23 protein-coding genes and 5 pseudogenes are annotated in these 23,034 nt (G+C 69.0%); 17 read left to right on the forward strand and 11 right to left on the reverse strand.

The genetic code is table 11. The features are described from left to right. The 4 genes from ACTWQR_RS46135 to ACTWQR_RS46150 form a co-directional block, all read right to left on the reverse strand. The coding region (locus ACTWQR_RS46135) for an SDR family NAD(P)-dependent oxidoreductase (RefSeq protein ID WP_443233312.1) at nucleotides 1-262 on the reverse strand (262 nt) is incomplete at its 3' end. Nucleotides 263-387: 125 nt separating this feature from the next. Further along, nucleotides 388-597 carry a hypothetical protein gene (locus ACTWQR_RS46140; protein ID WP_443233313.1) on the reverse strand — a complete coding sequence of 70 codons (210 nt, stop codon included), beginning with the start codon at nucleotides 595-597 and terminating at the stop codon, nucleotides 388-390. 435 nt (nucleotides 598-1,032) lie between these two features. Beyond that, the gene (locus ACTWQR_RS46145; protein ID WP_443233314.1) at nucleotides 1,033-1,461 is read right to left on the reverse strand and encodes a nuclear transport factor 2 family protein; all 429 of its coding nucleotides are present in this window, start codon (nucleotides 1,459-1,461) and stop codon (nucleotides 1,033-1,035) included. Next, on the reverse strand, nucleotides 1,458-2,456 hold the full coding sequence (locus ACTWQR_RS46150) for an NADP-dependent oxidoreductase (protein ID WP_443233315.1): 999 nt from the start codon (nucleotides 2,454-2,456) through the stop codon (nucleotides 1,458-1,460). Before ACTWQR_RS46150 ends, ACTWQR_RS46145 begins: the two co-directional genes overlap by 4 nt. 122 nt (nucleotides 2,457-2,578) lie before the next feature. Here ACTWQR_RS46150 and ACTWQR_RS46155 point away from each other — a divergent pair, with 122 nt between their 5' ends. Together ACTWQR_RS46155 and ACTWQR_RS46160 are read left to right on the forward strand one after the other, a co-directional pair. After that, a complete protein-coding gene (locus ACTWQR_RS46155) occupies nucleotides 2,579-3,454 on the forward strand; it encodes a LysR family transcriptional regulator (RefSeq protein WP_443233316.1) in 876 nt (291 codons plus the stop codon). A 112-nt stretch (nucleotides 3,455-3,566) separates the two neighbouring features. After that, nucleotides 3,567-3,884: a hypothetical protein gene (locus ACTWQR_RS46160; protein ID WP_443233317.1), complete on the forward strand. Its 318-nt coding sequence runs from the start codon at nucleotides 3,567-3,569 to the stop codon at nucleotides 3,882-3,884. A gap of 148 nt (nucleotides 3,885-4,032) precedes the next feature. On the opposite strand, the gene ACTWQR_RS46165 is transcribed toward ACTWQR_RS46160, so the two are convergent. Next, entirely contained in the window at nucleotides 4,033-4,983 is a 951-nt protein-coding gene (locus ACTWQR_RS46165) for an SDR family NAD(P)-dependent oxidoreductase (RefSeq protein ID WP_443233318.1), read from the reverse strand. Nucleotides 4,984-5,259: 276 nt separating this feature from the next. Here ACTWQR_RS46165 and ACTWQR_RS46170 point away from each other — a divergent pair, with 276 nt between their 5' ends. After that, on the forward strand, nucleotides 5,260-5,550 hold the full coding sequence (locus tag ACTWQR_RS46170; protein WP_443233319.1) for a hypothetical protein: 291 nt from the start codon (nucleotides 5,260-5,262) through the stop codon (nucleotides 5,548-5,550). A 218-nt stretch (nucleotides 5,551-5,768) separates the two neighbouring features. On the opposite strand, the gene ACTWQR_RS46175 is transcribed toward ACTWQR_RS46170, so the two are convergent. Further along, nucleotides 5,769-6,446, reverse strand: a complete 678-nt coding sequence (locus ACTWQR_RS46175) for a helix-turn-helix transcriptional regulator (RefSeq protein ID WP_443233354.1) — start codon at nucleotides 6,444-6,446, stop codon at nucleotides 5,769-5,771. Nucleotides 6,447-6,529: 83 nt separating this feature from the next. On the opposite strand from ACTWQR_RS46175, the gene ACTWQR_RS46180 reads away from it, so the two are divergent. The 3 genes and pseudogenes from ACTWQR_RS46180 to ACTWQR_RS46190 form a co-directional block, all read left to right on the forward strand. Beyond that, nucleotides 6,530-6,964 carry a hypothetical protein gene (locus ACTWQR_RS46180; RefSeq protein WP_443233320.1) on the forward strand — a complete coding sequence of 145 codons (435 nt, stop codon included), beginning with the start codon at nucleotides 6,530-6,532 and terminating at the stop codon, nucleotides 6,962-6,964. 400 nt (nucleotides 6,965-7,364) lie between these two features. Beyond that, a pseudogene (locus ACTWQR_RS46185) lies at nucleotides 7,365-7,679 on the forward strand (transaldolase family protein); the annotation flags it as partial. Nucleotides 7,680-7,962: 283 nt separating this feature from the next. Continuing rightward, nucleotides 7,963-8,294, forward strand: a pseudogene (locus ACTWQR_RS46190) (FAD-dependent oxidoreductase); the annotation flags it as partial. A gap of 311 nt (nucleotides 8,295-8,605) precedes the next feature. Here the strand turns inward: ACTWQR_RS46190 and ACTWQR_RS46195 are convergent. Next, the gene (locus ACTWQR_RS46195; protein WP_443233321.1) at nucleotides 8,606-9,520 is read right to left on the reverse strand and encodes a DUF1963 domain-containing protein; all 915 of its coding nucleotides are present in this window, start codon (nucleotides 9,518-9,520) and stop codon (nucleotides 8,606-8,608) included. A 126-nt stretch (nucleotides 9,521-9,646) separates the two neighbouring features. Then, nucleotides 9,647-10,204: a hypothetical protein gene (locus ACTWQR_RS46200; protein ID WP_443233322.1), complete on the reverse strand. Its 558-nt coding sequence runs from the start codon at nucleotides 10,202-10,204 to the stop codon at nucleotides 9,647-9,649. Nucleotides 10,205-10,331: 127 nt separating this feature from the next. Here ACTWQR_RS46200 and ACTWQR_RS46205 point away from each other — a divergent pair. From ACTWQR_RS46205 to ACTWQR_RS46230, 6 genes and pseudogenes are all read left to right on the forward strand, one after another. Next, nucleotides 10,332-11,084, forward strand: a pseudogene (locus ACTWQR_RS46205) (transposase family protein). 491 nt (nucleotides 11,085-11,575) lie between these two features. Further along, nucleotides 11,576-12,031: a hypothetical protein gene (locus tag ACTWQR_RS46210; RefSeq protein ID WP_443233323.1), complete on the forward strand. Its 456-nt coding sequence runs from the start codon at nucleotides 11,576-11,578 to the stop codon at nucleotides 12,029-12,031. Nucleotides 12,032-12,426: 395 nt separating this feature from the next. Then, nucleotides 12,427-12,786 carry an IS3 family transposase gene (locus ACTWQR_RS46215; protein ID WP_443233324.1) on the forward strand — a complete coding sequence of 120 codons (360 nt, stop codon included), beginning with the start codon at nucleotides 12,427-12,429 and terminating at the stop codon, nucleotides 12,784-12,786. Beyond that, on the forward strand, nucleotides 12,786-13,058 hold the full coding sequence (locus tag ACTWQR_RS46220; RefSeq protein ID WP_443233355.1) for a DDE-type integrase/transposase/recombinase: 273 nt from the start codon (nucleotides 12,786-12,788) through the stop codon (nucleotides 13,056-13,058). Before ACTWQR_RS46215 ends, ACTWQR_RS46220 begins: the two co-directional genes overlap by 1 nt. Nucleotides 13,059-13,196: 138 nt before the next feature. Next, nucleotides 13,197-13,418 (forward strand): annotated as a pseudogene (locus ACTWQR_RS46225) (RNA-guided endonuclease TnpB family protein); the annotation flags it as partial. Nucleotides 13,419-13,641: 223 nt separating this feature from the next. Next, entirely contained in the window at nucleotides 13,642-13,776 is a 135-nt protein-coding gene (locus tag ACTWQR_RS46230) for a hypothetical protein (RefSeq protein WP_443233325.1), read from the forward strand. On the opposite strand, the gene ACTWQR_RS46235 is transcribed toward ACTWQR_RS46230, so the two are convergent. After that, nucleotides 13,763-14,374 (reverse strand): dihydrofolate reductase family protein, encoded by a 612-nt coding sequence (locus ACTWQR_RS46235; protein ID WP_443233326.1) that lies wholly within the window; start codon nucleotides 14,372-14,374, stop codon nucleotides 13,763-13,765. The two genes, ACTWQR_RS46230 and ACTWQR_RS46235, sit on opposite strands and share 14 nt — an antisense overlap. Before the next feature lie 123 nt (nucleotides 14,375-14,497). Between ACTWQR_RS46235 and ACTWQR_RS46240 the strand changes: the two are divergent. The 4 genes and pseudogenes from ACTWQR_RS46240 to ACTWQR_RS46255 form a co-directional block, all read left to right on the forward strand. Beyond that, nucleotides 14,498-14,970 (forward strand): annotated as a pseudogene (locus ACTWQR_RS46240) (RNA-guided endonuclease InsQ/TnpB family protein); the annotation flags it as partial. 400 nt (nucleotides 14,971-15,370) lie between these two features. After that, a complete protein-coding gene (locus ACTWQR_RS46245; protein ID WP_443233327.1) occupies nucleotides 15,371-16,183 on the forward strand; it encodes a hypothetical protein in 813 nt (270 codons plus the stop codon). A gap of 162 nt (nucleotides 16,184-16,345) precedes the next feature. Further along, nucleotides 16,346-16,771 (forward strand): hypothetical protein, encoded by a 426-nt coding sequence (locus ACTWQR_RS46250; RefSeq protein ID WP_443233328.1) that lies wholly within the window; start codon nucleotides 16,346-16,348, stop codon nucleotides 16,769-16,771. A 784-nt stretch (nucleotides 16,772-17,555) separates the two neighbouring features. Beyond that, a complete protein-coding gene (locus ACTWQR_RS46255) occupies nucleotides 17,556-20,402 on the forward strand; it encodes a helix-turn-helix transcriptional regulator (RefSeq protein ID WP_443233329.1) in 2,847 nt (948 codons plus the stop codon). 328 nt (nucleotides 20,403-20,730) lie between these two features. Here ACTWQR_RS46255 and ACTWQR_RS46260 read toward each other — a convergent pair whose 3' ends face one another. Together ACTWQR_RS46260 and ACTWQR_RS46265 are read right to left on the reverse strand one after the other, a co-directional pair. After that, nucleotides 20,731-21,249, reverse strand: coding sequence for an IS5 family transposase (locus tag ACTWQR_RS46260; RefSeq protein WP_443233330.1), 519 nt, complete (start codon nucleotides 21,247-21,249; stop codon nucleotides 20,731-20,733). A 234-nt stretch (nucleotides 21,250-21,483) separates the two neighbouring features. Then, nucleotides 21,484-22,269: a helix-turn-helix domain-containing protein gene (locus tag ACTWQR_RS46265; protein WP_443233331.1), complete on the reverse strand. Its 786-nt coding sequence runs from the start codon at nucleotides 22,267-22,269 to the stop codon at nucleotides 21,484-21,486. Between the two features lie 268 nt (nucleotides 22,270-22,537). On the opposite strand from ACTWQR_RS46265, the gene ACTWQR_RS46270 reads away from it, so the two are divergent. After that, nucleotides 22,538-22,816: a hypothetical protein gene (locus ACTWQR_RS46270; protein ID WP_443233332.1), complete on the forward strand. Its 279-nt coding sequence runs from the start codon at nucleotides 22,538-22,540 to the stop codon at nucleotides 22,814-22,816. The last annotated feature ends 218 nt before the right edge of the window (nucleotides 22,817-23,034 follow it).

Genomic DNA, 23,034 nt, shown 5'->3' on the forward strand with positions numbered 1-23,034 from the left:
CCGAGGAGCCGATGCCCGCGTTGTTGACGAGAACGTCGATCCGCCCGAACCGCCCGATCACCTGCTCGACCGCGGCAGCGACCGAATCGTCGCTGCCCACGTCGAGGGCGAGGAACGTCACGCCGTCGCGACGGTCGGCTCCCGACGTCTTCCGGCTCGTTCCCACCGTCTCGAAACCCGCTGCGGCGAGCGCGAGGGCGGCCGCCTTTCCAATACCGGTGGACGCGCCTGTCACGAGTGCCACCGGCCGAGTTGTCGCCATCACGAGCTCCCTTGGTTTTGCAGTATGGTCGTATGCCTTACGTTCGTACGACCATACGGGGGTCGTTGGTAGATGGCAAGTGGTCGCATCCGGCGGTTCGAGAAGGATCTCGGGAAAGGCCCCGGTCAGGTCACCGCCTGCTCGTCCGGGGAAGGTGTCGTGCGGGACCGGGCACGCGAGGCCGGGCCGGACCGGTTGTGCACGACGAAGCCCAGCTCCCCGGCCCGTTGCTTGAGCTGGTGCGCGAGCGGTCCGGCGAAGGCGAGTTGCGTGAAGGACGCCGCCGCCGACTCGGCGCCGACTTCGCGCACGTAGGTCAGGCCGGCGCGACACATGCCCTCCTCCATGTGCAGCGGCAGATCGTCCCGCCGGCATCGCGGGCACCGGCCCACCCGGTAGCGCTCACCCTGGTGGAGTGTCGGAATCGAGAGTTGCAGTATTCGCCCGGAGTGCGAGCAGCCCCGCACCCGGCCCAGTCGCGTCAGCGGTGACAAGACACCCCATGCGGCTATCGGGTCAAGCACGCGATCCCGGAGCCGAGGGACCATAGGGCGAGCACAACGGTCGTCGGCACCTCGCAGGCCGCGGCACACGTGGCGGGACTCGCCGCCTACTTGCTCTCCACGTCGAGGATCTGGCCCCCGCGACCGCCGGAACGGCCATTACCACTCTGGCTACCCCGACTGCCTGCTCGACCTGCCAGGGGACAGCCGCACCTGCTGGCGTTCAACAACGCGTCGACCGGCTGAGCATCTCCCTGCAGAGGGCCTTTATTGCTGTTCGTCGTTGGCCCAATCGAAAAGGGCGTTGTCCAGTGTCAGGGTGAGCTCGGCGATCCGCCATCCACCGTCGGACCGGCGCAGGCCGAACGTGTAGACGCCGGTCGAGATCATCTGGATGCTCTCGCCGGTGTTCCTCGTCTGCACCAGATAGGCCCGCACCTCAGCGGTGGCGGCGTCCGTCGTCGTGACCACGACATTGCCCAGGTGGTGCCGCACCCTTCCGGTCTGGGCCGTGTGACCGTCACGGATGAAGTCGAGCACCGCCGTGCGTCCGGCGACCGGGCCGAGCACTCCTTGTCCGGGCATCGTGAAGGTCCAGGTGGTGTCCTCGGTCAGGACCGCTTCCAGCTGGGGCATATTCAGCTCGTCCAAGGCATGTGCGTAGTTCGCCACCGTCTGCTGGAGTTCGGCGATCACGAGACCACCGTCAGCACGATCTTGCCTTGGATGTGCCCCTGCGCGGCTCGCGTATGTGCGCTGCCCGCCTCGGGCAGCGGGTAGGTGCTGTCCACCCCGACCTGGAGCTTGCCCTCGTCGAACAGGCGCCCGATCTCGGCGAGCTGCGGGCCGTTGGAACGCACCTGAATGTTCGAGACTGTGATGGCCAGACTCGCCGTCTCTTCCGGGTCGTACTCGGCGAAGAACACCGGAAGCATGGTGCCGCCGCGCTTGAGCACGGTCAGAAAGCGTGAGCTGTCCGGGCCACCGACGGTGTCGATCACCAGGTCCACACCGCTGACCACGTCCGCGGCCTGCGTCCTGGTGTAGTCGATGAACTCATCGGCGCCGAGCTTGCGCAGGAACTGCTCGTGCCGGCCCGAGGCCACCGCGATTACGTGTGCCCCCTTCCATTTCGCCAGCTGCACCGCGAAGTGGCCCACTCCACCGGCGGCCCCGTTGACCAGCACGGTCATCCCTGGCGTGATCGGCACCGGCTGGTGCACCTGGCCGGTGAAGGGAGACGGCACGTCGTGGCCGAGATCAACCAGGTACTGCCAGGCCGTAAGCACGGCCATCGGTGCCCCAGCCGCCTGCACGTGGTCGATGCCGGCCGGCTTGTGAGCCAGGTCCGATGCCCGCGCGGCCACGTACTCGGCGTAGGTCCGGCCGTCGAATCCGGGGAACCGCAGCATGCCGAAGACCTCGTCACCGACGGCGAACCCCAGCACGTCCGGAGCGACCGCCTGGACCACGCCCGACATGTCCGTTCCGGGGATCAGGGGGAACTCCAGCGCCGGCCTCATCTCGGCCGGCATGACCTTCATCCCCTCACGCAGGTACCAGTCCGGCGGGTTGATGCCGGCCGCGTGCACCCGGACGAGCACCTCGCCCGGGCCGATCTCGGGAACCGGCACCTCGTCATACTGCAAAACTTCCGGCCCGCCCGCTTCGTGGAACTGGATCGCCTTCATCGCGCCTGTCGCTTTCCTGGGGAATCGTTGCTCCCTCAGTCAAGGCCCAGGACGGCATGGCCGTCCAAGACCGGTTCGGCAACCTGATCATTCCGAAACGGCATGACGCGTACGCTGGAAGGGTGAACGATCTCGGGCAGGACCTGGAACTGCGGCTGGTGCGTTACTTCACCGTGGTGGCGGCGCACCAGCACTTCGGCCGGGCCGCCGCCGACCTGCACGTGGCCCAGCCGGCGCTGAGCCGCCAGATCCAACGGCTCGAGAAGTATCTCGGCGCACGACTGCTGGACCGCACACCCCAGGGCACCCGGCTCACTCCGGCCGGCCAGAGCTTCCTCCCTCGGGCCCAAGCCCTGCTGCAGGCCGCCCACCAGGCCGAGCTGGCCGTCCGTGAACAAGCCGAGACCGAACGAATCGCCATCGGCTACGTCGAAGACCTGGTGATCACTGCCGCCGTACGGGAACTGCGCCGCCGTTACCCGGACGCCGAGATCGCCACCCGGTACCTGAGCTGCCGCGACGTCGGGGCGCTGTCCGACAAGCGCGTCGACGCCCTGATCGCGCGGGCCCCGCTGCCGTTCGCCGCCGACGACGTGTTCACCACCCCGCTGTACGAGGAGCCCCGGATGCTCGCGGTCCCGCGCGGCCATCCCTTGGCCGACCGCGCGTCGGTGACCGCGGACGAACTGGCCGGCGAGGAGGCGGCGCCGTGCGCGTTCGAGACCGCGGACTGGACTTCCTACCGGATCCTCGGGGCCGGCGTGCCGCCGATCGAGAGCTACGAGGACAAGCTCGAACTCGTCGCGAGTGGCAGGGCGATCGCCGTGCTACCGGTCGGCGATCGGCGTAGCTCACTGCGTCCCAACCTCATCACCGTCCCGATCGAGGACGCTCCCCCCAGCCAGGTCGTCCTGGTCAGCCGCAAGGGCGACCCGAATCCGATGATCAGGAATCTCCGGCTGGCTGCCAAGGCCGTCCTGACCGCCCCGGCAGCCTGACCGGGACCAGCCGACCCGCTTGGCGCTGAACTGCATCAAGCGGTGCTCACGCGCGCCGTGTCCGTCGTGCATGGCGTTCCCGTCGACGATGCGCGGTGCCCTGAAGTAGGCGGTGATTGCCGCCGACGAGTCGAAGGCGCTACGACTGGTGCGCTGGGCGCAGGACGCGTACGCCGCCTACACCCAGCGGGATCCTGGACCGCTGCGCAGGTTCATCCGGGAGCAACTGCGGCTGACCGACCGGCTGGGAGACCGCTGCCAGGCCCTGGCCCTGGCCATCGTGGAGGGACTGCTCGACGTTGCGGACCTTTCCGATTCCGGCGCCCTGAGCAAGGCCCTGTGCGCGTACGCCAGTACAGGGGTCGTCCTGGAGCGGGACCGCACCCTCAAGGGCCGGCGGATCGCGTACGTGGGCGACTTCAACCCATAGGGCTTGGCACCAGGTCCGGAAGTCGCCGTGCCGGCCAGCGTCGTACTGTGGCCGGAGGTTCGACAACCGGCACGTGCGCTTGGCCACGAGCCGGCTGCAGCCGGACGAACTGGCGGTCACCCGGGCCTGGGCGGGCGCGGCTCCGCGCCTACCGAAAACCGAGGTGCGGATCCGTGCCGACCAGGTCACCGCTGACGGCCCACAGGCGAGCGGCGACGGCCGGGTCGGACATATGCGAGGGGACGGGCTCACGCCGCGGTATGCCACGCAAACCGAAGACCCTCGGCCCCCACAGCTGCCCTCCCTGCACCTCCGAGTCGAGGACGGCACGGACGACGGGCCATGCTCCGGCATCCTTGCCCTGCACCAAGAGACCGGCGGGCAAGGCGCGCAGCCGCTCGCCGGGGGTTGTCACGCCGAACGGCGGGCGGGACGGGGTGAGGGAGTCCAGTGCGCCTCCGGGGTGGGCCACCACACTGAGAACCGTGCTGTCCACGGCACGCAGGCGGCGATCGAGTTCGAATCCAAAGCACATCTGCGCCAGCTTCGATCGGCCGTAGGTGCGCTTGGACCGGTAGTCCTGGACCGACTGCAGGTCGCCCAGGTCCAGTCGCTCGGACCGCGCCGCAAAGCTTCCCACCGTCACGATGCGACCCGCCGACGCCGCGGACAGCAGGGGGGCCAGCCACCGGGTAAGCGCGAAGTGGCCGAGGTGGTTGGTACCGAACATCAGCTCGTGGCCGTCCCTGGTCTCTCGTCGCGGCGGGTCGTCGAGAGCGACCCCTGCGTTGTAGACCACCGCGTCGAGATGATCGAGATCCAGCATGTCCACGGCGGTCTTCAGGGACGACAGGTCGGCAAGGTCCAGTTGAAGATGCCGCACATGCGCACCAGAGACACGCGAGCGGATCGAGGCCATGGCGGCGTCGGCCTTCGCGGCGTCCCGGCTGCCGAGTACGACAACCGCGCCGGTGGCGGCGAGCTGCTCCGCGACAAAGTAGCCGATCCCGGCGTTACCCCCGGTGACCAGGAAAATCCTTCCCTCGGCAGACGGCAGCCGGTGAACGTCCCACGCTCGGCTCTGGGATGCGGAAGACACGATGACAGGCTCCTTGTGCTCTCGGGCAGCGTGCTCATGGGGGGGCACCGACCCGACCAAACTCCCAATCTCCACCGACAAACCGCCGACAGATCACGGTTAGCGCCGACAGACTTCCGAGACCCGTCCCGAGAGAGCAAGAAGGCCGCTACGCCACGACCGGCGCAGAACCGGTCGCGAGCACGGCCAGATGAAGCACTCAGTGGTCAACTCGGGCGCTCAGTCACACTGCTTGATCGCAACATCACACAGGCCCCCACCGAACAGATCGGCCGAGTGCGCACAACCGCCACACCCGACGGCGCCGAGCTCCGGGTATCCGTCGCCGCCGAGCAACGCGACGAGACAGCGCGGACACAGACGACGCTTCTGCGCTACGAACGGCACCACGGCTCAGACACCACCATCGAAGAGCGCCCGTGGATCATGCATTGGTACACCCCGGAGCAGTTCGAGCAGCTGGCCACGACCGTCGGCCTGGCCGTGACCGCGGTCACCGATTCGGACGGCAAGCCAACCTCTGCTGATGGCACCGACCTGTTGCATTTCCGACTCCAAGCCACCTGACCGCCTCGCCTCTCAGGTCCCCCTGGCGCCGGGCGCGTTGCGGAGGTTCGTCGACGTGTCTGTTTTCGAGGACACGCACCACCCCAGCCGACCTGACCAAGCCCTACTGGGCACTCGCCGAGGACGGCAGTCCCGAACCCACCGTCTGTGCTTCACAGCTACATGCCGGTTGGTCTCGTTCGTTAGCGACGCCCCCGTTCCATCGGGCTCCGAACTGGTCAGGCGGCCGGCTGCAGTCGGACGCAGCATCGCCCCGGGCTGGGCGCCAGGCGTGCCTCGAGTCCGGCCTCGTCCAGGCCATTGAGGACACCGCCTAGCAGGTGGAGGTTCATGCCGCACACCGTCTCGGTGTGCTCCCGGGCCAGCGCGTGGAAGGGGCAGTTGGCCAGAACGATGGCATCGCCCTCGCGGCGTGGCTCGAAGCCGTACCCGTCCAGAAGGTCGAAGACCTCCGTCTTGTTCTGTTCGCCCAGGTGCGTGCCGAGTTCTTCGGCCTTGCGGTGCAGGACCTCGCGCACCGGCTTACCGGTCGCGTCGGATTCCTCCACGGCTTGGGCGAGCAGCCGGCCGGCCAGTTCGTAGCGGCGGTCCGGCAGGTTGACGGTGACCTGTTTCGCCGAGCGGCGGTAGAGCTTGGCCGGCCTTCCCGCGCCCGGTCCGGAGCGTCCGCTGCGGCGCTCGTAGACGACGTCGAGCAGGGATTCGTCGGCGAGCCGGTCCAGGTGGAACGCGGCGGTCTGTCGGGCCAGGCCGAGGGCGGCGGCCGCCTCGTCGCGGCTGACAGGGCTCGGCTGGCGCACCACGTGGTCGTACAGCCTCCTGCGGGTCGGCTCATCGAGGGCGGCGATGGCGGAGACGTTGGGGTCGCGTACTTCCTTCGAGGTGTCCACAAACACCAGTGTAAAACCCACAGTCATTGACTAAAGAGCGGACCGGAGCTTCTATTGTTAATGAACCTTGTCGATAGAAGGAGAGGGCCATGTCCTCCACAACCACCAGCACCACCTCCGCCGCCCCGCGGCGGGCGGTGCTCACCGATCCCGGCTACCAGGCGTTCGTGATCCTGCGTACCGGATTCACGGTGGCGCCGATCCTGTTCGGGCTGGACAAGTTCGCCAACCTGCTCGTGGACTGGCCCACCTACCTCGCGCCGTGGATCGACGACATCGTCCCGGGCAGCGCCCAGGCGGCCATGTATGCGGTGGGGGCGATCGAGATCGTGGCCGGCATCGCCGTGGCGCTGGCTCCGCGCTTCGGGGGCTGGCTCGTCGCCGGCTGGCTGGCGGGCATCATCGTCAACCTGCTGACCATCCCAGGCCACTACGATGTCGCACTGCGCGACTTCGGACTGCTCCTCGGCGCCGTCGCGCTCGCACGGCTCGCCCAGCGCTACCACGCCAAGCGCCAGCGGTGAACAGCCGCGGAGCGCACTGAATGCACCCCGGCGGGTGGAGCCTCACGGATCCACCCGCCCGTGCCGCCCTCCTCTGATCGCCCAGAATCCTGGTCAGCCGGGTGCGAGAGCGATAGCGCAGGCCCGGTGAGATGGTGAAGCCGTGGGGACTATTCCCAGAACCGATCGTCATCGTGCGGCCTTCCTCGGCGGCTTCCTCACCGGCCTGCAGGCATCTGGGATCGATGCGGTCCGCGCCTCTCACAGGGGACGGTGGTGTGTGGAACCAACGCGCCGCAGCCGACGGAGCGAACGTGCCCGGCCCTGCCACCGGGGTGTGCGAAAGAGTTCTCGCCCGGCCCGCCGAGGATCCAGACGGAACCTAGAGACGGCATCCCGCGACGACGCATGGGAGAAGATCATGAGTGAGAAATTGGACCGGCTGGCCGCCGAAGGCGTAGCGGTCTGGCTCGATGATCTGAGCCGGGACCGGCTCACCGGTGGCGGGCTGGCCGACTTGGTGCGTGAGCAGCAGGTGGTGGGTATCACCAGCAATCCGACGATCTTCGCCAAGGCGATCCGTTCGGGTGCCCGCTACGACGCGCAGGTCGGTGATCTGGCCCGGCGCGGAGTACGGGTGGAGGAGGCCGTCAGGCTGCTGACCGCGTTCGACGTGCGGTGGGCCTGCGACGTGCTGCGGCCGGTGTACGACGCCAGCGGAGGACGAGGGCATCGCCAAGTTCACCGCTTCCGGCAACGAGCTGTTCGAGCAACTGGAGGCCGAACTGCACACCAGGCGCACCGCCGCCTGACGCAGCCGCCTGCCGGCCGCCCGTTGCCGACGAACGGTCCCAGCGCCACCGTCTCCGGCGACGACCGGTCGGCAGACACAACGGGAGACAGATCAACCGCTGACAGGGCACGGCTATCGACGACGATGGCCTGGCCACGGGCGACGCCCGGCGGGTAGTGGATCGCCATTCGCGTGCGGGCCGAGTCAACGCAGCAGAGGAGAGAACATGGCCGCGAACACAGCATTCGTGATCGTCGGAGCCAGCCTGGCCGGTGCGAAGGCAGCACAGACCCTCCGGGAAGAGGGCTTCGACGGCCCCGTAGTCCTGCTCGGAGAGGAAAACGAGCGCCCCTACGAACGGCCGCCGCTGTCGAAGGGCTATCTGCTGGGCCAGGGCGAGCGTGACACCGTCTACGTCCATCCCCCCAGTGGTACGCCGAGCACGACGTCGACCTGCGCCTGGGCACCACCGCCACCGCGGTCGACCCTGCCGGACACGAGGTGGCGCTCGCTGACGGCGGCCGCATCAGCTATGGGAAGCTGCTGCTGACCACCGGGTGTGCTGCGCTGGTGGCACGGGCTTGTTCCTCTCCGATAGCAGGGGACTGAAAACGGGAGCGGGGCTGAGGCCGGTGTCGGTCTCAGCCCCGCTGAGGTTCGCCCTGCCCCCTCTGAGGGCAGGGGCGCGGGGGTGCGGTTGTTAGGCGGCGTCGCGAACGATGGACAGCTTCGGCCTCGCCGTCAGGCCGGCGGCTACCGCCCCGTGTGGGCCGGCGTGGTCCTTGAGGAGGTGGCTGTACGTTCGCCGAAGCTTCGACGGCCGGGGTGTGGCAATCGGCGTGCGTCGCGGGACGTACGACGACGCGCGCCTATTCGGTGAATGCGGTGAAGGAGAGTGCCTTGTCGAATCGACCGGCGGCGAGGTCGTCGTGGCGGATCAGGAAACGCGCTCGGTAGACCTCTTCCGGATCGAACTGGGCAAGCGGCACCCACTCGCGCATCACCCGAAGAGCTTCCTCCTCCAGGCGCAGATTCCACTCGTCCGGCGGGACGACGAGTTCGCCGGCCTTTTCGCGTGCCTCAAGGATGTCCTCCGCCATCCTGGTCTCCGGAGTGGTGTACATGTTGTCGGTGGAAAGCTCGCCGATGCCCATGGAGTACCCGCCGAGATAGACGGCGGCGCCGTTGCTTTCTGGCCAGAGCTCTCTGGCCAGAGCGCAGAGTTCCTTTAAATGTGCCAGGTTGCGAGCCAGGTGCTCCTGGTCGTCGGACTGCGAAGCCTCGTCGTCGTCCTCGAACCAGCTGGGCAGTTCCGCGTTGACCGTGGCGAAGAGGTCGTACTGCGGGCCGACGAAGTCGAGCGTCATGTTGCAGAACATGTCCTCGTCGTGGTCGGGCTCCTCCGCTGTTGCGGTGTCGGTGCCGGCCGGTACGTACACAATCCGCGCGAACTTCTGCTCGTCGGCAACGGAATAGGTGTCGTGGGCCCACTCGTGGTGCAAGAAGAGGAGCAGTGAGCCGTCCGCCGGCAGGGCGAGGCCGTCCACTCTGGGAAGCGCCGCACAGTCGAAGGAGGCGACGAACGGCAGCGGCCCGTGCTCGGAGGACGGCCACTCCATGCCCACCGGCAGCCGGGGTAACCCGCCGCTACGCCCGACCGGAACGTCGTTGGGGCGCCCGCTTGCCCAGATCGCGAATCGCAGGAACTCGGCGAACTTGCTGACCTCTTCCTCCGGGATGCCCCGTTCGATCGCCGCGCGATGGAATTGCTGGTGATAGTCCATGGCTGGGCATGGTACTTACCCACCGGTGGCATACACCGCCAGCCCCCACAGGCTCGGCCACTCACGCCTCCAGCGGTCGGAACGGACGTCACCGCACATCCAGCCGCCACGCTGTTCATGACCTTCTCAGTACGGCGCCATCACCAGATCGCCAATCACCCGCAACCCGACCTGGGCCGCCAGCCATGGTGCGCGTTCGGCCTCGATCTGCTTGACGTGGACAAAAACCGTGTGATCGGTCGCGGGCTCCTCCAGGTCCAGGTCGCGGACATTCATGCACAGCGTCAGGAACGCGCCCCTGGTACCACCCATACCCAGGCCGACTTCAGGGGCCTCGGGCCAGCCCGCGAAGTCCCACCGCACCGTGGCCGGGCTGTCGCCCACCGCCTTGAGGAACGGCTGTACGGTCTCCAATGGCATGGCCCAGCCCCGCAGCCGGATGGGCAGGTGTGCCGACGGATCGTCCCCCTTCTCCGACGAGCCGTCCCTGTCCCCTTCCGCCCACCATTGGGTATCCGGCAACACAACCAGCAACGCTGAAAGGATGTGCCTCGAGGAGATCCGCACCTCGAAATCGACTTCGAGGTCCCTGAGATCGGCGATACCGAGCAACCGCTCAACAATGCACAACCCCTCCGAGACATCGCTCGTTCTCAGGATGGGCTGCGCGTAGGAGTTGGACATGGCGACCATGTTGCCACCGGGCGCTTCTCAACGTACTTCAGAAGCTGGGCACTTGGGCTGACATACGGGTGAAGCCCCTGGTAGATGGGTTTTCGACCAAGAGAACCGTCTCCACCAGAGGCTTCGCGTGCTTGTCTACTCGTCCGGCGTCGATGTGTCCAGCTCTGCCCCCCGCTTCCTCGCCGCCCGCCTGAGAGAACACCGCCGCGCTCTCGGCACCCGATGGCGGCGCCTGAGCGCGGGGCGACAGGCTCTGCTCATCCTCACCCACCTCCGCAACGGCCACCCCTATGCCCAGCCCGCGGCCGGTTTCGGGGTCGGCACCGCCACCGTCTACCGATACGTCATCGAGGCCGTCGAGCTCCTGGCCGCCCTCGCCCCCACGCTTGCCCAAGCAGTACGGGCCGCGTCCACGAAGGCGTATCTGATCCTGGACGAGACGCCGCCGATCGACCGGATCGCCGCCGACCGTCCCTTCCACTCGGGCAAACACAAAAGGCATGGCATGAACGTGCAGGTCATAGCCGACCCGAAGGGCCGTCTCTTGTGGGCTTCACCTGCCCTGGCCGGTGCCGTCCATCACGTCCGGGCCGCACGCGAACACCGCTTCATCGACGCTCTCGCCGAGGCCGGCATCACCTGCTGGGCGGACAATGGCTACCAGGGCGCAGGCAACACGATCCGTCTCCCTTACCGCGGCCGATGAGACAGCCTTTCCGCCGGTCAGTCAACCGGTCCCAGGCGAAGGTCCGGGCGCTGGTCGAGCAAGCCATCGCCACCCTCAAGTCCTGGCGACTCCTCCGCAAGCTCCGCTGCTCGACGACCCGGATACGGGGGCCTCGTCCAAGCCGTCCTCCTCGGGCCAGACCACGGCGGGTGAGCGTGCCGACTCGCCGACCACCACCGTCTCGCCATGGCTTGCCTTCGGTGAGCTGGCTGGCGGTGTTCTCGATCCAGGGCAGAGTCCGTTCCACTCCGGTCTGCCATCCTGGCTCCGCGCCGACATGCTGGCTTTCTGCGTCGGCTCGGATGTTGGCGGCGAGGGTGCGCAGGTCTTTCTGCAGGCCCTGCCGCCGGGCCGTGTCCGTGGCCTGGCGCATCTCGTCAGTGATCTCGGGTACTCCTCGATCATCCGCTCAGCCATGAACGACTCCACTGGTGATGGCTATACCTCGAGGTCAGCGAGCTGGGAGCGGCTGGTGGGCCCTGTTCGGCGGTGACCGGAGGTCGTGGGCGACCGGGCCGTCTGGACCGCTGTTCGTGCACGGGCCGGACTACTTCGTATGGCTCAACAGCGGATGCCCGGGGCGGGCCGGGTCCATACGGTCGCAGTGACGATCACAGCGGCAACCGGACTGGAAGGGACGGCACATGGGCATCCGCTCCATGCTCACCGCGACAGCGATGGTTCTCGCCGCCGCCGGCCCCATGACGGGCCTCGCGTACGCGCAACCACCCGACCTGGACTGCAGGGACTTCGACTTCCAGGAAGACGCGCAGGCGGAACTGAACCGCGACCCCAGCGACCCGCATGACCTGGACGAGGATCAGGGGCCGGACGACGGTATCGCCTGTGAAGTACTGCCCCGCAGGGGCGTCACCGGCACGCCCGTTCCCGCAACTCCGACACCCGCGGTCTCCGCAACTCCGACACCCGCGGTCTCCGTTGCTCCGACACGCGGCGTCCAGGGCGGCACCGGCGGCAGTACGGGACCCTCCGGCGTCGAACAGGCTGTGGGCGCGGGCCTGGCCGTCGGCTCCCTCGGGCTGGTGGCGGCGTACGCGGTCCGCCGACGCCGCCACTCTTCAGGGGAGCACCGGACTTGACCTGATGCATGAGCTGCTGGGTATGGCCCACACCTCGGACACCCCGCAGTGTCACGCGCTCATCGGAAGGTCCCAGCGCCGCTGACTGGGCAGGCTGCGCATCCGCCACCGCGGATCGGGCAAGCCTCCAACTCCCTTGAGCGTCCAAGATCACGGGGAAGCTTCAATTCCTCGGGCAAGACGGTCACCGCCTCGCCCCGGAACTCGGCATCAGCTCTGAGTCCCTGCGCGGCTGCTATCGCCGGGCGAAGGCAGACCGGGGAGAGGGCGAGTCCGGTGAGCTGACCAGCGCCGAGCGCGAGGAGCTGAAGCGGCTGCGCAAGGAGGTCCGCGAACAGCAGCAGACGATCGAGATCCTGAAAAAAGACGGCCTTCTTCGTGAAGGAGCACGACCGGTGAGCGAGTTGTACCGGTTGATCCATGCGGAGAAGGCGACTTACCCGATCGTTTTGCTGTGCGGGGTACTGAAAGTCGCCCGCTCCTCCTACTACGCGTGGCGCGAGGGTGAGGCCGCCCGCCATGCCAGGCAGGCCGCCGACGACGTGCTCGCGCACGAGATCACGGTGCTGCACGTCGCCTCCCGCCGCACGTACGGTGTCCCGCGCATCCACGCCGAACTGCGGCGTCTGGGGCGGCGGGTGAACCGCAAGCGCGTCGCCCGCGTGATGCGTGAGCGCGACATCCGTGGCGTCACCCGGCGCAGGCGGCGTTCGTTGACCCGGCCGGATGCGAGGCGAAGCCGGCCCCGGATCTGATCGGCCGCGACTTCCATGCCGAGCGCCCCGGGACCAAGCTGGTCGGCGACATCACCTACCTGCCCACCACCGAGGGCTGGCTCTACCTCGCCTGCTGGCTGGACCTGGCCACCTGCGAGGTCGTCGGCTACGCCATGGCCGGCCACCACCGCGCCGAGCTCGTCGTCGACGCTCTCGGCATGGCCCACGGCCGAGGGAACCTGGAGCCCGGCTGCGTGATCCACAGCGACCGCGGCAGCGAATACACCTCGATCCAATTCAGCGACCAGTAAGGGAGTTGGGACTGCGGAACAGCTGCGGACGCACCGGATCTTGCTTCGACAACGCGGCCGCGGAGAGTTTCGGGGCCCTGCTCAAGGAGGAGATCGGCACCCGCATCTGGCCCGACCGGGCCACCGCCCGCGCCGAGACGCAAGGGCGCAAAGACCGGTGCACCCCGGTTCAAGTCCCGCAGGGACAACCGGCAGTCAATCCGCTTCACCGCCAATGCCCGCTGGTCGGTGACCGACTCCGGAAAGCTGAACCTTCCCAAGGTCGGCGCGGTGAAGGTGAAGTGGTCCCGCACCCTGCCCGCACGGCCCTCCTCGGTCACCGTGGTCAAGGATTCCGCCGGGCGGTACTTCGCCTCCTTCGGTGCGACACGAGGTCGCTCCATTCAAGTAGGGGCAGCCCACAGAGAGGAGATATACGGGTTGCGTCTACCTGATCACCAGCCTGCCGCCGGGCGAGGCCACCGGCGAGCAGCTCGCTGCCTGGATCAGAGGCCACTGGCACATCGAGAATCTCCTGCACCACGTCCGCGACCGCACCTTCCGCGAGGACGACTCCACGATCCGCACCGCCCACCTGCCCCGCGTGATGGCCAGCCTGCACAACCTCGCCATCGGCGTGCACCGCCAGGGCGGCGGCACCAGCATCGCCGCCGCCCTCCGCCACGCAGCCCGCGACTACCACCGGCCCCTGTCAGCCCTCGGCCTCATCCAGCCATAGCTTCGCCACGGCCGGGTGGCTGATACCGCAAAAGGATGTTGCCCGAACGGAACACGGTCACCGCCCCGGCTGTCAGGTCAATGCGGTCCTTCAGACCGGCGTACAGGGTCCGACCACGGCCCAGCAGCACCGGATGCAGCAAGATCCGCAGCTCATCCACCAATCCCTGCTCCAGCAGGGCCACGGTAAGTCCCGAACTCCCGAAGATCGCGACGTCACCGGCGGACTCGGCCCGCAGCCGCGCAACCTCGGCGGCCAGATCACTGCCGTCGGTGATCCGGGTGTTCTCCCAGGGCGTGACCGGGCCACTGCCCGTCACCACCGTCTTGGGCACGGCGTTCATGAAGGCCGCGACCTCGGGCAACCGCTCCGCTGCATCGGCCGAGGTCCAGACCTCGGCGAAGTGCTCGTAGGTGCGCCGGCCCAGCAGCAGGGCTCCCACTTCGCGGGTCTGGCGCAAGTTCCAGTCGAAGAACTCCTCGTCGTAGACGCCCCAGTCCAATTCCCCACCGGGTCCCTCGTGATAGCCGTCGAGGGAACAGAACAAGAACGCGAACACCTGCTGCTGTCGGCCATGAGGCGTCGAGCCGCCACTCATCTCGTCTCCTTCCAGTCAACACTGCATCAGACAGACTGGCACCGAAGACAAAACTCATCGGGTGTGCCCTGACTCTTCTCGTGACCGACCGGACACGCCTGACGAACCCGGACAGAAGGCGATCACGCAAAGGCCCTGACCGACGCCCGCCATGAGTTCCACCACCAGCTCTCCACAAAGCTGATCTCCGAGAACCAAGGGATCGCCGTGGAGGACCTGTCGGTGACGGGACTGGCACGCACCAGGCCGGCCAAGTCCGTCCACGACGCCGGCTGGGCTTCATTCGTGCACATGCTGGAGTACAAAGCACAACGGTACGGACGGACTTTGATCAAGATCGGGCGGTACGAGCCGACGAGTCGGGTCTGCTCCACCTGCGGCGTCAAAGACGGCCCAAACCCCTGAACGTCCGGGAATGGACCTGTACAGCCTGCGGCACCGTCCACGACCGGGACACCAACGCCGCGATCAACGTGAAGACGGCCGCCGGACTGGCGGTATCGGCCTGCGGAGCGCCGGTAAGACCAGAACTCGTTCTGGCACAGCGCGAAGAAGCAGGAAGCCACGGATTCCCGACCGAACCCTGTGCCGCGTAGCGGCACAGCAACGATCGAGAAGGCCAGAATCCTCGGGCTTCAGCCCGAGGTGCAAGTCAAGAACGCCGCGCTCCCGTCATCGACGCGTAACAGCCCTCGGGGCACAAAGCTTGAACCGTGGAGAAGGTGCCACTCCCGCAACTCGGATGCCACTGCCGCAACTCCGCAGCCGGCGAACATACGTAGCCGATTGCGTAGTTCTACTGATCTCTTCAGTGTCCGCTTAGGGAAGGGTCTTGATCGAGGGTGAACCGTGCGTGACGGGTAGAGCCACTGAGCACAGGTCGGGATGATGACGTTGCTGGAGTCTGCAGGAGACCGGGTACGGTGGCTGGCCCGCGCCGTTACCCCGACGGGACGTAACCGGCCGGCTCGGTATGCCGCCGCTCCGGTCACCGCCTTGCTGGCGGCCGTCGCGCTGCTGACGGCCGGCTGCTCGGGCGACGGAGACGGCACCGAGGCATCGGCCGCCACGCCCTCCGTGACCGGCACTGCCACCGCTGCCCCGACCACCGCTTCGGCCACGCCCTCCCCGCCTTACCCGACCAACGCCAAGGGCTGCCACCCCAACGGGGAGTGGACGACGGAACAGGTTGTGAGCTGGGTGCGAATAGGGGCCGATGTCCCCGCCGCAGGCGTCGACACCTCCAAGGACCCGGTCACGATCGACGAGAGCGTGGAGGGCTACGGCCCGCTGTGCGAAACGGTCACCGTTCAGGTGGAGTTCTGGAAACTCACCTACGGCTCGGCGGGCGCCGGAGAAAACACGACCAGCGCCACGGGGGCCCCGCCGGACTACTACTTCGACATGGACTCCGTGAAGCGGACCGAGCTGCGCGTCGACGGACGCAAGGAGCACCTCGTGAAACCGCCGCAGAGGCTCTACGCCGGCGACCGCAGCGTCTGCGTGGGTGCCCTGGTCGCGGTGTACGTCGGCAGGCCCCTCAAGAGCGAGGAACTGCCCGAGCACATCAGCACCGGATCCGGAAGCCTCAGCATCGCCGGCGGGGACGTGAAATTCAGGACCGAGCGGGTGGCCGAGTACGAGCTGTCGCCTCCAGCGGCGCCGCACGTCTGCAGCCCCGAGGGCAAGCCCACCGCCGACCCGTACGACGTGCCCGACACCACGGGTGTGCCCGACCCGCTGTACCCGACGCCGACGTTCAGCTTCGACGTGGACGACGTCCTGCGCTCTCCGAGTTACGGAGATTGAGCATGTGGGGACCCGGCGACCAACGGGGCCGTGGATTCACGAAATAGCTGGTGGGGGAAGGACTGACCGGTTATCGGGACGGTCCGACAGGTATCCGATATAGGGAGGCTGTTAATGGGTAAGCGGGAATTGGGGCCGTATCCAAGTCTGAGATATGCGCACATGGTGTCCAAGGACATCCACAGCAGCCATGTCGTCCGCCAGTTTGCTCTCCATCCGATCGACATCGAGCGGCCGGAGAAGGGCCGGCGGGTGGAGGCGCTGGAATGCGGGAGCTGCCAGAAGCCGCTGAAGTTCAAGGTGCTCAGTGTCGCGGCGACCAGGAGCCGCCGGTGGGCGTGGCTGGTGCTGGGCCTGGCCGGGGTAGCGGCGGCGCTCGGGTTCGGGGTGGCGATCTTCGAAGTCGGCGGGCAAGTGGTCGAGGAGGGGGCCTCCAACCCGGTGGGGCCGCTGGCGCTGGGCTTCCTCGCCGGGTTCCTTTCCGGGACCGTCGGCCTGAGCTACTGGCGGTACGAGGACGGGGTGCGCGGGCCCGGCTCGCCGCTGATCTCGTTCGGTGCGCACGCTCTCCGGTGGCCGCCCAGTTAGCGCGACCCCCTGGCGAGATAAATGATTTGCGCGGTCCTGGCCCACCATGGCTGTGACCGTGCGTCCAGCTGCTGGAGCGCACCGGGCCGGGCCTGGTAAGCCGGCCGACGCCGGGCAGCGTCTTGGTCGACAGCCGTCGATCGTGCGCACCAGCCGGCCGTCGCGCGGGTTCCAGATTTGTATCGCGCCGTCCCGGCCCGCCGAGGCCAGCAGGTCGCGCCCCGAGCTCCGCACCGCGCACAGTCCGTACTCCCAGCCGCGGCGACCGGTGAGGGAGGCCGTCCGCGCGCCTCGGTTCTCCAGATCCCAGAGCCGGACGGCCCCGCCCGGCCGCCGGACGCCAGCAGGGGCCTGCAGTCGACGTCGACCTCGCACAGCGTACGGATCCAGCTGCGCGAGTCCGTGAGGACCGCCGTGTCCTCGCGCGTGGCCGGGTCCGCGAGGCGGATCACCTTGCGGTGCCCGGAGTACGCCACGAGTCTCCGGCCGCCGACCGTGACCTCGCAGGCCGCCTCGAACGACGGCCGCAACTGGTACGGGCCGTCCGATTGCCGGACCACCCACGTAGATCGGTTACGTAGTTTCCCGCATCCGGCCGGCCCACCCGTCCCACCCGGACGAGGGTTGCCCGTCCCGCGCTGATCGACGCCCACCCGCTCGGGCCGGCGGCTCGCCGTCGACGCGTAGCCGTCGACACGGTGTGAGATCGAGGACACAAAGCCACAGGTCGTCGTGGCGTACGACAGGATGGGCGGGGCATCAACTGTCGTGGGGGCGTGGGGGTATGACGACGGAACGGACACCGCTGGTCGGCAGAGAGGCGGAACTCGCGCGGCTCGACCGGCTGCTGGCGGAACTGGTGGGGGACGTGCCCGGCCGCCCGGCGGTGCTGGACGTCGGCGGTGAGGCGGGCATCGGCAAGAGCCGGCTGGTCCACGAGCTGTGCCTGGCCGCGACGCGGCGCGGGGCGGCGGTGCTGCGCGGCCGGGCGACGGAGTACGAACGGCACATCCCGTTCCAGCCGTTCACCGACGCCTTCTCCGACCTCGCCCCGGAGGTCGTCGAATCCTTCGCGGAGGCTGCCGAGGTCGCCCCGGTGCTGAGCGGCGCTCCCCGCAGCACGGACCGCTTCCACCTGCACCGGGCTGCCGCCGCCCTGTTGACCCACGCCGCGGCGTCTGGGCTGGTCGTGGTCCTGGATGACATGCACTGGGCGGACGCCGCGTCGCTGGAACTCCTCGACCATCTCGTACGGCACCCCGTGCGCGCCCGCGTCCTGCTGGTCCTCGCCCGCCGCGATCGGCAGAGCCCCGCGCCGCTTGCCGTGACCCTCACGCGCGGCACGGAGACCGGCACGGTACGGCGGACGGTCCTCGGCCCGCTCGGCGAGCGGGACTGCGTCGAACTGCTCACCCCTGACCTGGCCCCCGACCAGGCCGTACGGCTCTTCACCGCGAGCGAGGGCAACCCGCTGTACCTGCTGACCCTGCTCCAGGCGCACCGCGAGGGCGCGTCGGTGAGCCGACTGTCCACGACCGGCCTCGGGGCGCTGCTGCTCGACGAGCTGACCCCACTGACGCCGTCGCAAGGCCGGCTCGTCCAAGTGGTTGCAGCTCTGGGCGACCACGCCACGCCCGCGCTGCTCGGCCCGGTGACCGGCCACGAGCCGGGGCAACTGGCCGACGATCTCGCCGTACTGACCCGGCGCGACCTGCTGCGCACCGGCACGCACGGGCGGATCGCGCTGCGTCACCCCGTGCTGCGCAGCCTCGTCCGCGACGGCACCGACCCCTGGCAGCGCACGGAGACCCACCGGCTCGTCGGCGCCGAACTCGCCCGGACCGGCGCCCCGTTGGCCGAGCGGGCGCACCACGCCGAGCAGTCGCTGTCCGGCTGGGACGCGCGGGCGGCGGCGGTGCTGGACGAGGCCGCCGAGCAGGCCGCGCAGACGGCGCCCGCGAGCAGCGCGCACTGGCTTGAGGTGGTGCTGCGGCATCTTCCGCACACGCCGGAACACGCGGCCAGACGGCGCGAGTTGATGCTGCGGCGGGCCCGGGCGCTGGGCGTCGGCGGTCGGCTCCGGGAGAGCCGGGACCTGTTGCACCAGGTGATCGCCCTGCCCGACCCGGGCGACGGGACGGGGTCGCGGGCGTCTGCTGTCGTGCTGTGCGCCGTCATGGAGCGCCACCTGGGGCGTTACTCGGAGGCGGTCGCCCTGCTCCGCCGCGAGTTGCACCGCACTGATCCCGCGCCGTCGCTCGCCGACCAGGTGGCGCTGGGCCTGGAGCTGGGCTCCTCGGCCCCGCACGACACGTCGTACCAGGCAGTGCGCTCCGAGGTGGCACACACCCTGGAGGTGGCCCGCTTCCTCGGGGACGAGACGGGGGTGGCGGGTGCGCTGAGCGTCGCGGCGCTGGGGGAGGCGTACGAGGGGGAGACGGCCGCGGCGGACGACTTCACCCGCCGGGCGGCGGCCCTCGTGGACTCGCTGCCGGACGGCGATCTGACCGGCCTGTGCGAGCCGCTGGTACGGCTGGCCTGGGCGGAGGCGTTCCTGGAGCGCTTCGCCGACGCCGAGCGGCACGCCGATCGCGGCCTGGCCATTGCCCGCCGCACCGGCCAGATCTACCTCCTGCCCCACCTTCTCCTGTGCAAGACACACGTGCGCACCCAGACCTGCCGGCTCGCGTCGGCGGTGGAACTGTCCGAGGAGGCCGAGGACATCGCCCGCGGCATCGGCAGTGACGAACTGCTCGCCTTCGTCCTCGCCACCAGGGCCCACGCCCTGGTCGACGCGTGCCCACCCGGCGATCCGCGGCCACTGGCCACCGCCGGGGAGGCGGTGGCCGCGGCCGGATTGGGCGTCAACTGGTGGGCGTCCATCGCTTGGTGTGTACTCGGCTACGCGGCGCTCACCGCCGGCGACCCGGCTCGTGCCCGGGAGGCGGTCCTGCGTGCCGGCGGCCCCGGCCTGCGGCGAATGCAGCCCTCCATGCGTCCGCTGTTCCTGGAGGTCCTGGTGACCGCCGCCGTCACCATGGGTGACCTGGACACGGCGAAGGAATGGGCCGAGCGGGCCCGCGAGGAGGCCGAGCGGCTCGATCTGCCCGTGCAGCGCGCCTCTGCCATGCGCAGCGCCGCGCAGATACGCCTCGGTCTCGGTGACGACAAGGCGGCGGCGGACCTGTTCGTGGCGGCGGCCGACGAGAGCGCCCGCAGCGGAGGGGTGTTCTGGGAGGCGTTCTCCCTGCTCTTCGGCGCCTCCCTGTCGGCGGCGGACCCGGGCGGCTCGCGGCGCGGGGAGGCGGCCTGGCACCGGGGGCGGCGGCTCGCCGTGGCCGGGGGCTGCGGGATGCTGACCGGTCTTGCCGAGGCGGTTGGCCCGGCGGTGGCCGCCGCCGCTGACGGGCCCGAGCGCCGCCTCGCCGAACTGACCGCCCGCGAACGGGAGATCGCCGACCTCGTCGCCGACGGCCTCACCAGCCCGGCGATCGCCGAACGACTCTGCCTGAGCCGCCGCACGGTCGAGACCCACATCTCCCGGGTCTACCGCAAGACGGGAGTCTCATCGCGGGCAGCTCTGGCGGGCCTGATGGCGGGGCGCACGCCGAGGCCCTCCTTGAGAGGATGAGCCACGCACGGTTCGACCCGCGGATACCGGGGGTCCTGTGCATCAGCCACAAGTCACAAGTCAGCAAGCCACGAGGCGCGAAACTGTGTGAGCGAGCGGCGGTGTTGGTGTGCCGGACCGGTCAGCTGCCCCGCCCGAACGGTCGGCCGGGAGCCAGTCCGCACTCGGGGTGCCCCGGTACGAGGGTGCGGTCGGCTCCGCTGCCGGAGGTGGAAGGCGGTTTCGGCGCTCGCCGCCATGCCCGCGCCCCGGACCGCCTGGGCTCAGCCCAGCGTGTCCATCAGGGCGGTGACATAGGCATCAGGCCGCTCCTCCACGGCTCGCCTCGTCAGATCACGAGGGCTGCGACGGTGGCGGTGCCGAGGAAGACGCAGCCGCGTTTGTCGTAGCGAGTCGCCACGGCCCTGGCCTGCTTGAGGCTGTTGATCGTCCGCTCGACCGTGTTGCGCATCTTGTACCGCTCTGCGTCGAAGCCGGGTGGCCGACCGCCGCGCGAGCCCATGCGTCGGCGGGCGGCCTGACTGTCGGTCTGTTCCGGGATGGTGTGCCGGATGCCCCTGCGGCGCAGGTACCGGCGGCACGGGCTGTTGCTGCATGCCTTGTCCGCGGCGAGGCTGTCGGGCTTGGCGCGGGGCCTGCCCGGCCCGTAACGGGGGACACGAATCTTCTCCAGGACGGCCTCGAACTGGGTGCAGTCCGCCCGGTGTCCGCCGGTGACGAGCAGGCTCAGCGGCCGACAGAACCCGTCAGCGCTCAGGTGGAGCTTGGTGGTGAACCCGCCGCGCGAGCGGCCCAGGCCCTCACCTCCTGTACTACCTCCACCAGCCGGGCGAGCAGGCTCTGCCACGGCGTCTCGGCCTGATGTTCTGCTGACGACGCGGTCCGCTGCCAGTACGCCGCGGAGTGGGTGGGCACGAAACTGCGCTGGGTCCTGGCCGCCGATGCGGCCGAACTGGCGGCCCTGCGGGACGTTGCCGGCGGCTGTCCGCTCGAGCCGTGAGGTACGAGCTCGCCGCGTAACGGCGCGGAGAGCGTGAAGCCCCGGCTGGACGGGGGAGACTTGGGTTCTAGCGCTGTTCCGTTATGTCGGGCACCTGGGCAGTACGGTGCTCAGCTGGAGCAGCCTGTCGGGATCGACGCGGATCCCGGGGAGCCATAGGTGCTGCCCTTTCCGTGCGACCTGGATCCAGATGCTGCTGTGTTTCTCCTCCTCGTCGGTGACGGTGACGCCGTCGGCGATCCGGCAACGCGCGTGCAGCAGGTCCTGGTGCCAGACACGGTCGGCAGAGTTGGCCGTCGTGTAGGGGCGGTAGGGGTCCCAGGCCAGATGCAGCGCGCATTCGTGCGTACGGGGTTTCTGGCATTTCTCTTCGACGTTGTGGACGAGCACGCCGGCATCGCCATAGCCGGTCTTCGCGTCCTTCGCTGCGGTGACGTCCTGTGCAGGGGTCGCTGCGGGTGAGTGCTGGAGGCCGAACAGCGTCAGCCCGGCCGCAAGGCCGATGGCGGTGCCGGCCGCGGCGAAGCCCCATGGACCGGACAGGTGCTTGCGCAGACGGCGCCGCCAGGTGAGGGAGGGTTTTGGTGACGGGGCGGCAGGGGCTGGTTCCTCGGACCGCCTGCGGTCAGCGGCCTCCCACAAAGCCCGGTACACGCTGGGGTCTGCTCCCAGCGCCCGGCACAGGTCCCGGACAACGGGCCACGGAGGCACGGTCTCGCCGCGGAAGTAGCGGGAGAGGGACGAGTCGCTGATGCGGACCTGGGTTTCCAGGGCGCGAAGCGTGCTGCCCGAGCGTCGCTGCAGTCCCCGCAGCGCCTCGCCCAGCCTCCGTGCTGCCGCTGCGTCCTCCGGACGTTGGCCACTCATCGACAAGGGTCTCCCTGCAGGTGCCGCAGCCGTGTCCCGTCGGCTGCTTCATGTCCCGGGACGGATACGTCCCAGCAGGTCAGGAATGTATTGATCCCGACATCAGTGAAGCAAACGGGACCTGCTGGCGAAGAGCGATCTACCACCGCAAACTCGGCGTACCGGCTGCGCAGATCACCCCTGAGGGTGAGCGGGCCGGTGGTCATGGCCGTGCCGGCACAAGCCGCATGAGCCGACTGTGAATCCCCCACCGAAAGGAAGCTTCACCATGCGTGTACGCACCATGTTCTGCACCCTTGCGGCGATCGCCGTGACTGGGCTCGGCCTGAGCGCAGCGGCGCCCGCAGTCGCGGCGCCTGCCTCAGCCTCCTCGCACGTGACCGCAGTCCAGGCGGCCGACGGCCTCAACGTCCACCGGGGCAAGTACTTCACCCTGAGCGGCTGCCAGACGGCCGGCCAGCAGGGTATCGAGCGCGGACACTGGGACGTCTACCAGTGCGCCGATGGCACCTGGCCGTTGCGCTGGAACCTGTGGACCAACCGCTGAGAACGTAGCGCCGCCGGCGGCCCCCTGAACGCAGGGAGGCCGCCGGAGGCCGCGGACCGCCCACCTGCCGGCGGCCCGGAAGCCGACCCCGGCTGCCGGCTGTCCGGCGGCCGCTGGTGGTCGGACTACGGTGCGGCGTGAAGTCGCTCCTCATCAGCGGGCGCCCCTTGAGGAAAGGGACGACCCCGGCCAAGTGATCGCGATCACCGCGCGCCGCG

The sequence above is a fragment of the Streptomyces sp. 2A115 genome, from assembly GCF_052245575.1.
Taxonomy (GTDB): Bacteria; Actinomycetota; Actinomycetes; order Streptomycetales; family Streptomycetaceae; genus Streptomyces.

Coding starts and splice junctions, on each gene's coding strand:
- ACTWQR_RS46265 (WP_443233331.1), bottom strand. CDS start 22,269: ATGAGTGGCCAACGTCCGGAGGACGCAGCGGCAGCACGGAGGCTGGGC.
- ACTWQR_RS46200 (WP_443233322.1), bottom strand. CDS start 10,204: ATGTCCAACTCCTACGCGCAGCCCATCCTGAGAACGAGCGATGTCTCG.
- ACTWQR_RS46180 (WP_443233320.1), top strand. CDS start 6,530: ATGTCCTCCACAACCACCAGCACCACCTCCGCCGCCCCGCGGCGGGCG.
- ACTWQR_RS46250 (WP_443233328.1), top strand. CDS start 16,346: ATGGTGTCCAAGGACATCCACAGCAGCCATGTCGTCCGCCAGTTTGCT.
- ACTWQR_RS46150 (WP_443233315.1), bottom strand. CDS start 2,456: ATGAAGGCGATCCAGTTCCACGAAGCGGGCGGGCCGGAAGTTTTGCAG.
- ACTWQR_RS46255 (WP_443233329.1), top strand. CDS start 17,556: ATGACGACGGAACGGACACCGCTGGTCGGCAGAGAGGCGGAACTCGCG.
- ACTWQR_RS46140 (WP_443233313.1), bottom strand. CDS start 597: ATGTGTCGCGCCGGCCTGACCTACGTGCGCGAAGTCGGCGCCGAGTCG.
- ACTWQR_RS46235 (WP_443233326.1), bottom strand. CDS start 14,374: ATGAGTGGCGGCTCGACGCCTCATGGCCGACAGCAGCAGGTGTTCGCG.
- ACTWQR_RS46270 (WP_443233332.1), top strand. CDS start 22,538: ATGCGTGTACGCACCATGTTCTGCACCCTTGCGGCGATCGCCGTGACT.
- ACTWQR_RS46195 (WP_443233321.1), bottom strand. CDS start 9,520: ATGGACTATCACCAGCAATTCCATCGCGCGGCGATCGAACGGGGCATC.
- ACTWQR_RS46210 (WP_443233323.1), top strand. CDS start 11,576: ATGGGCATCCGCTCCATGCTCACCGCGACAGCGATGGTTCTCGCCGCC.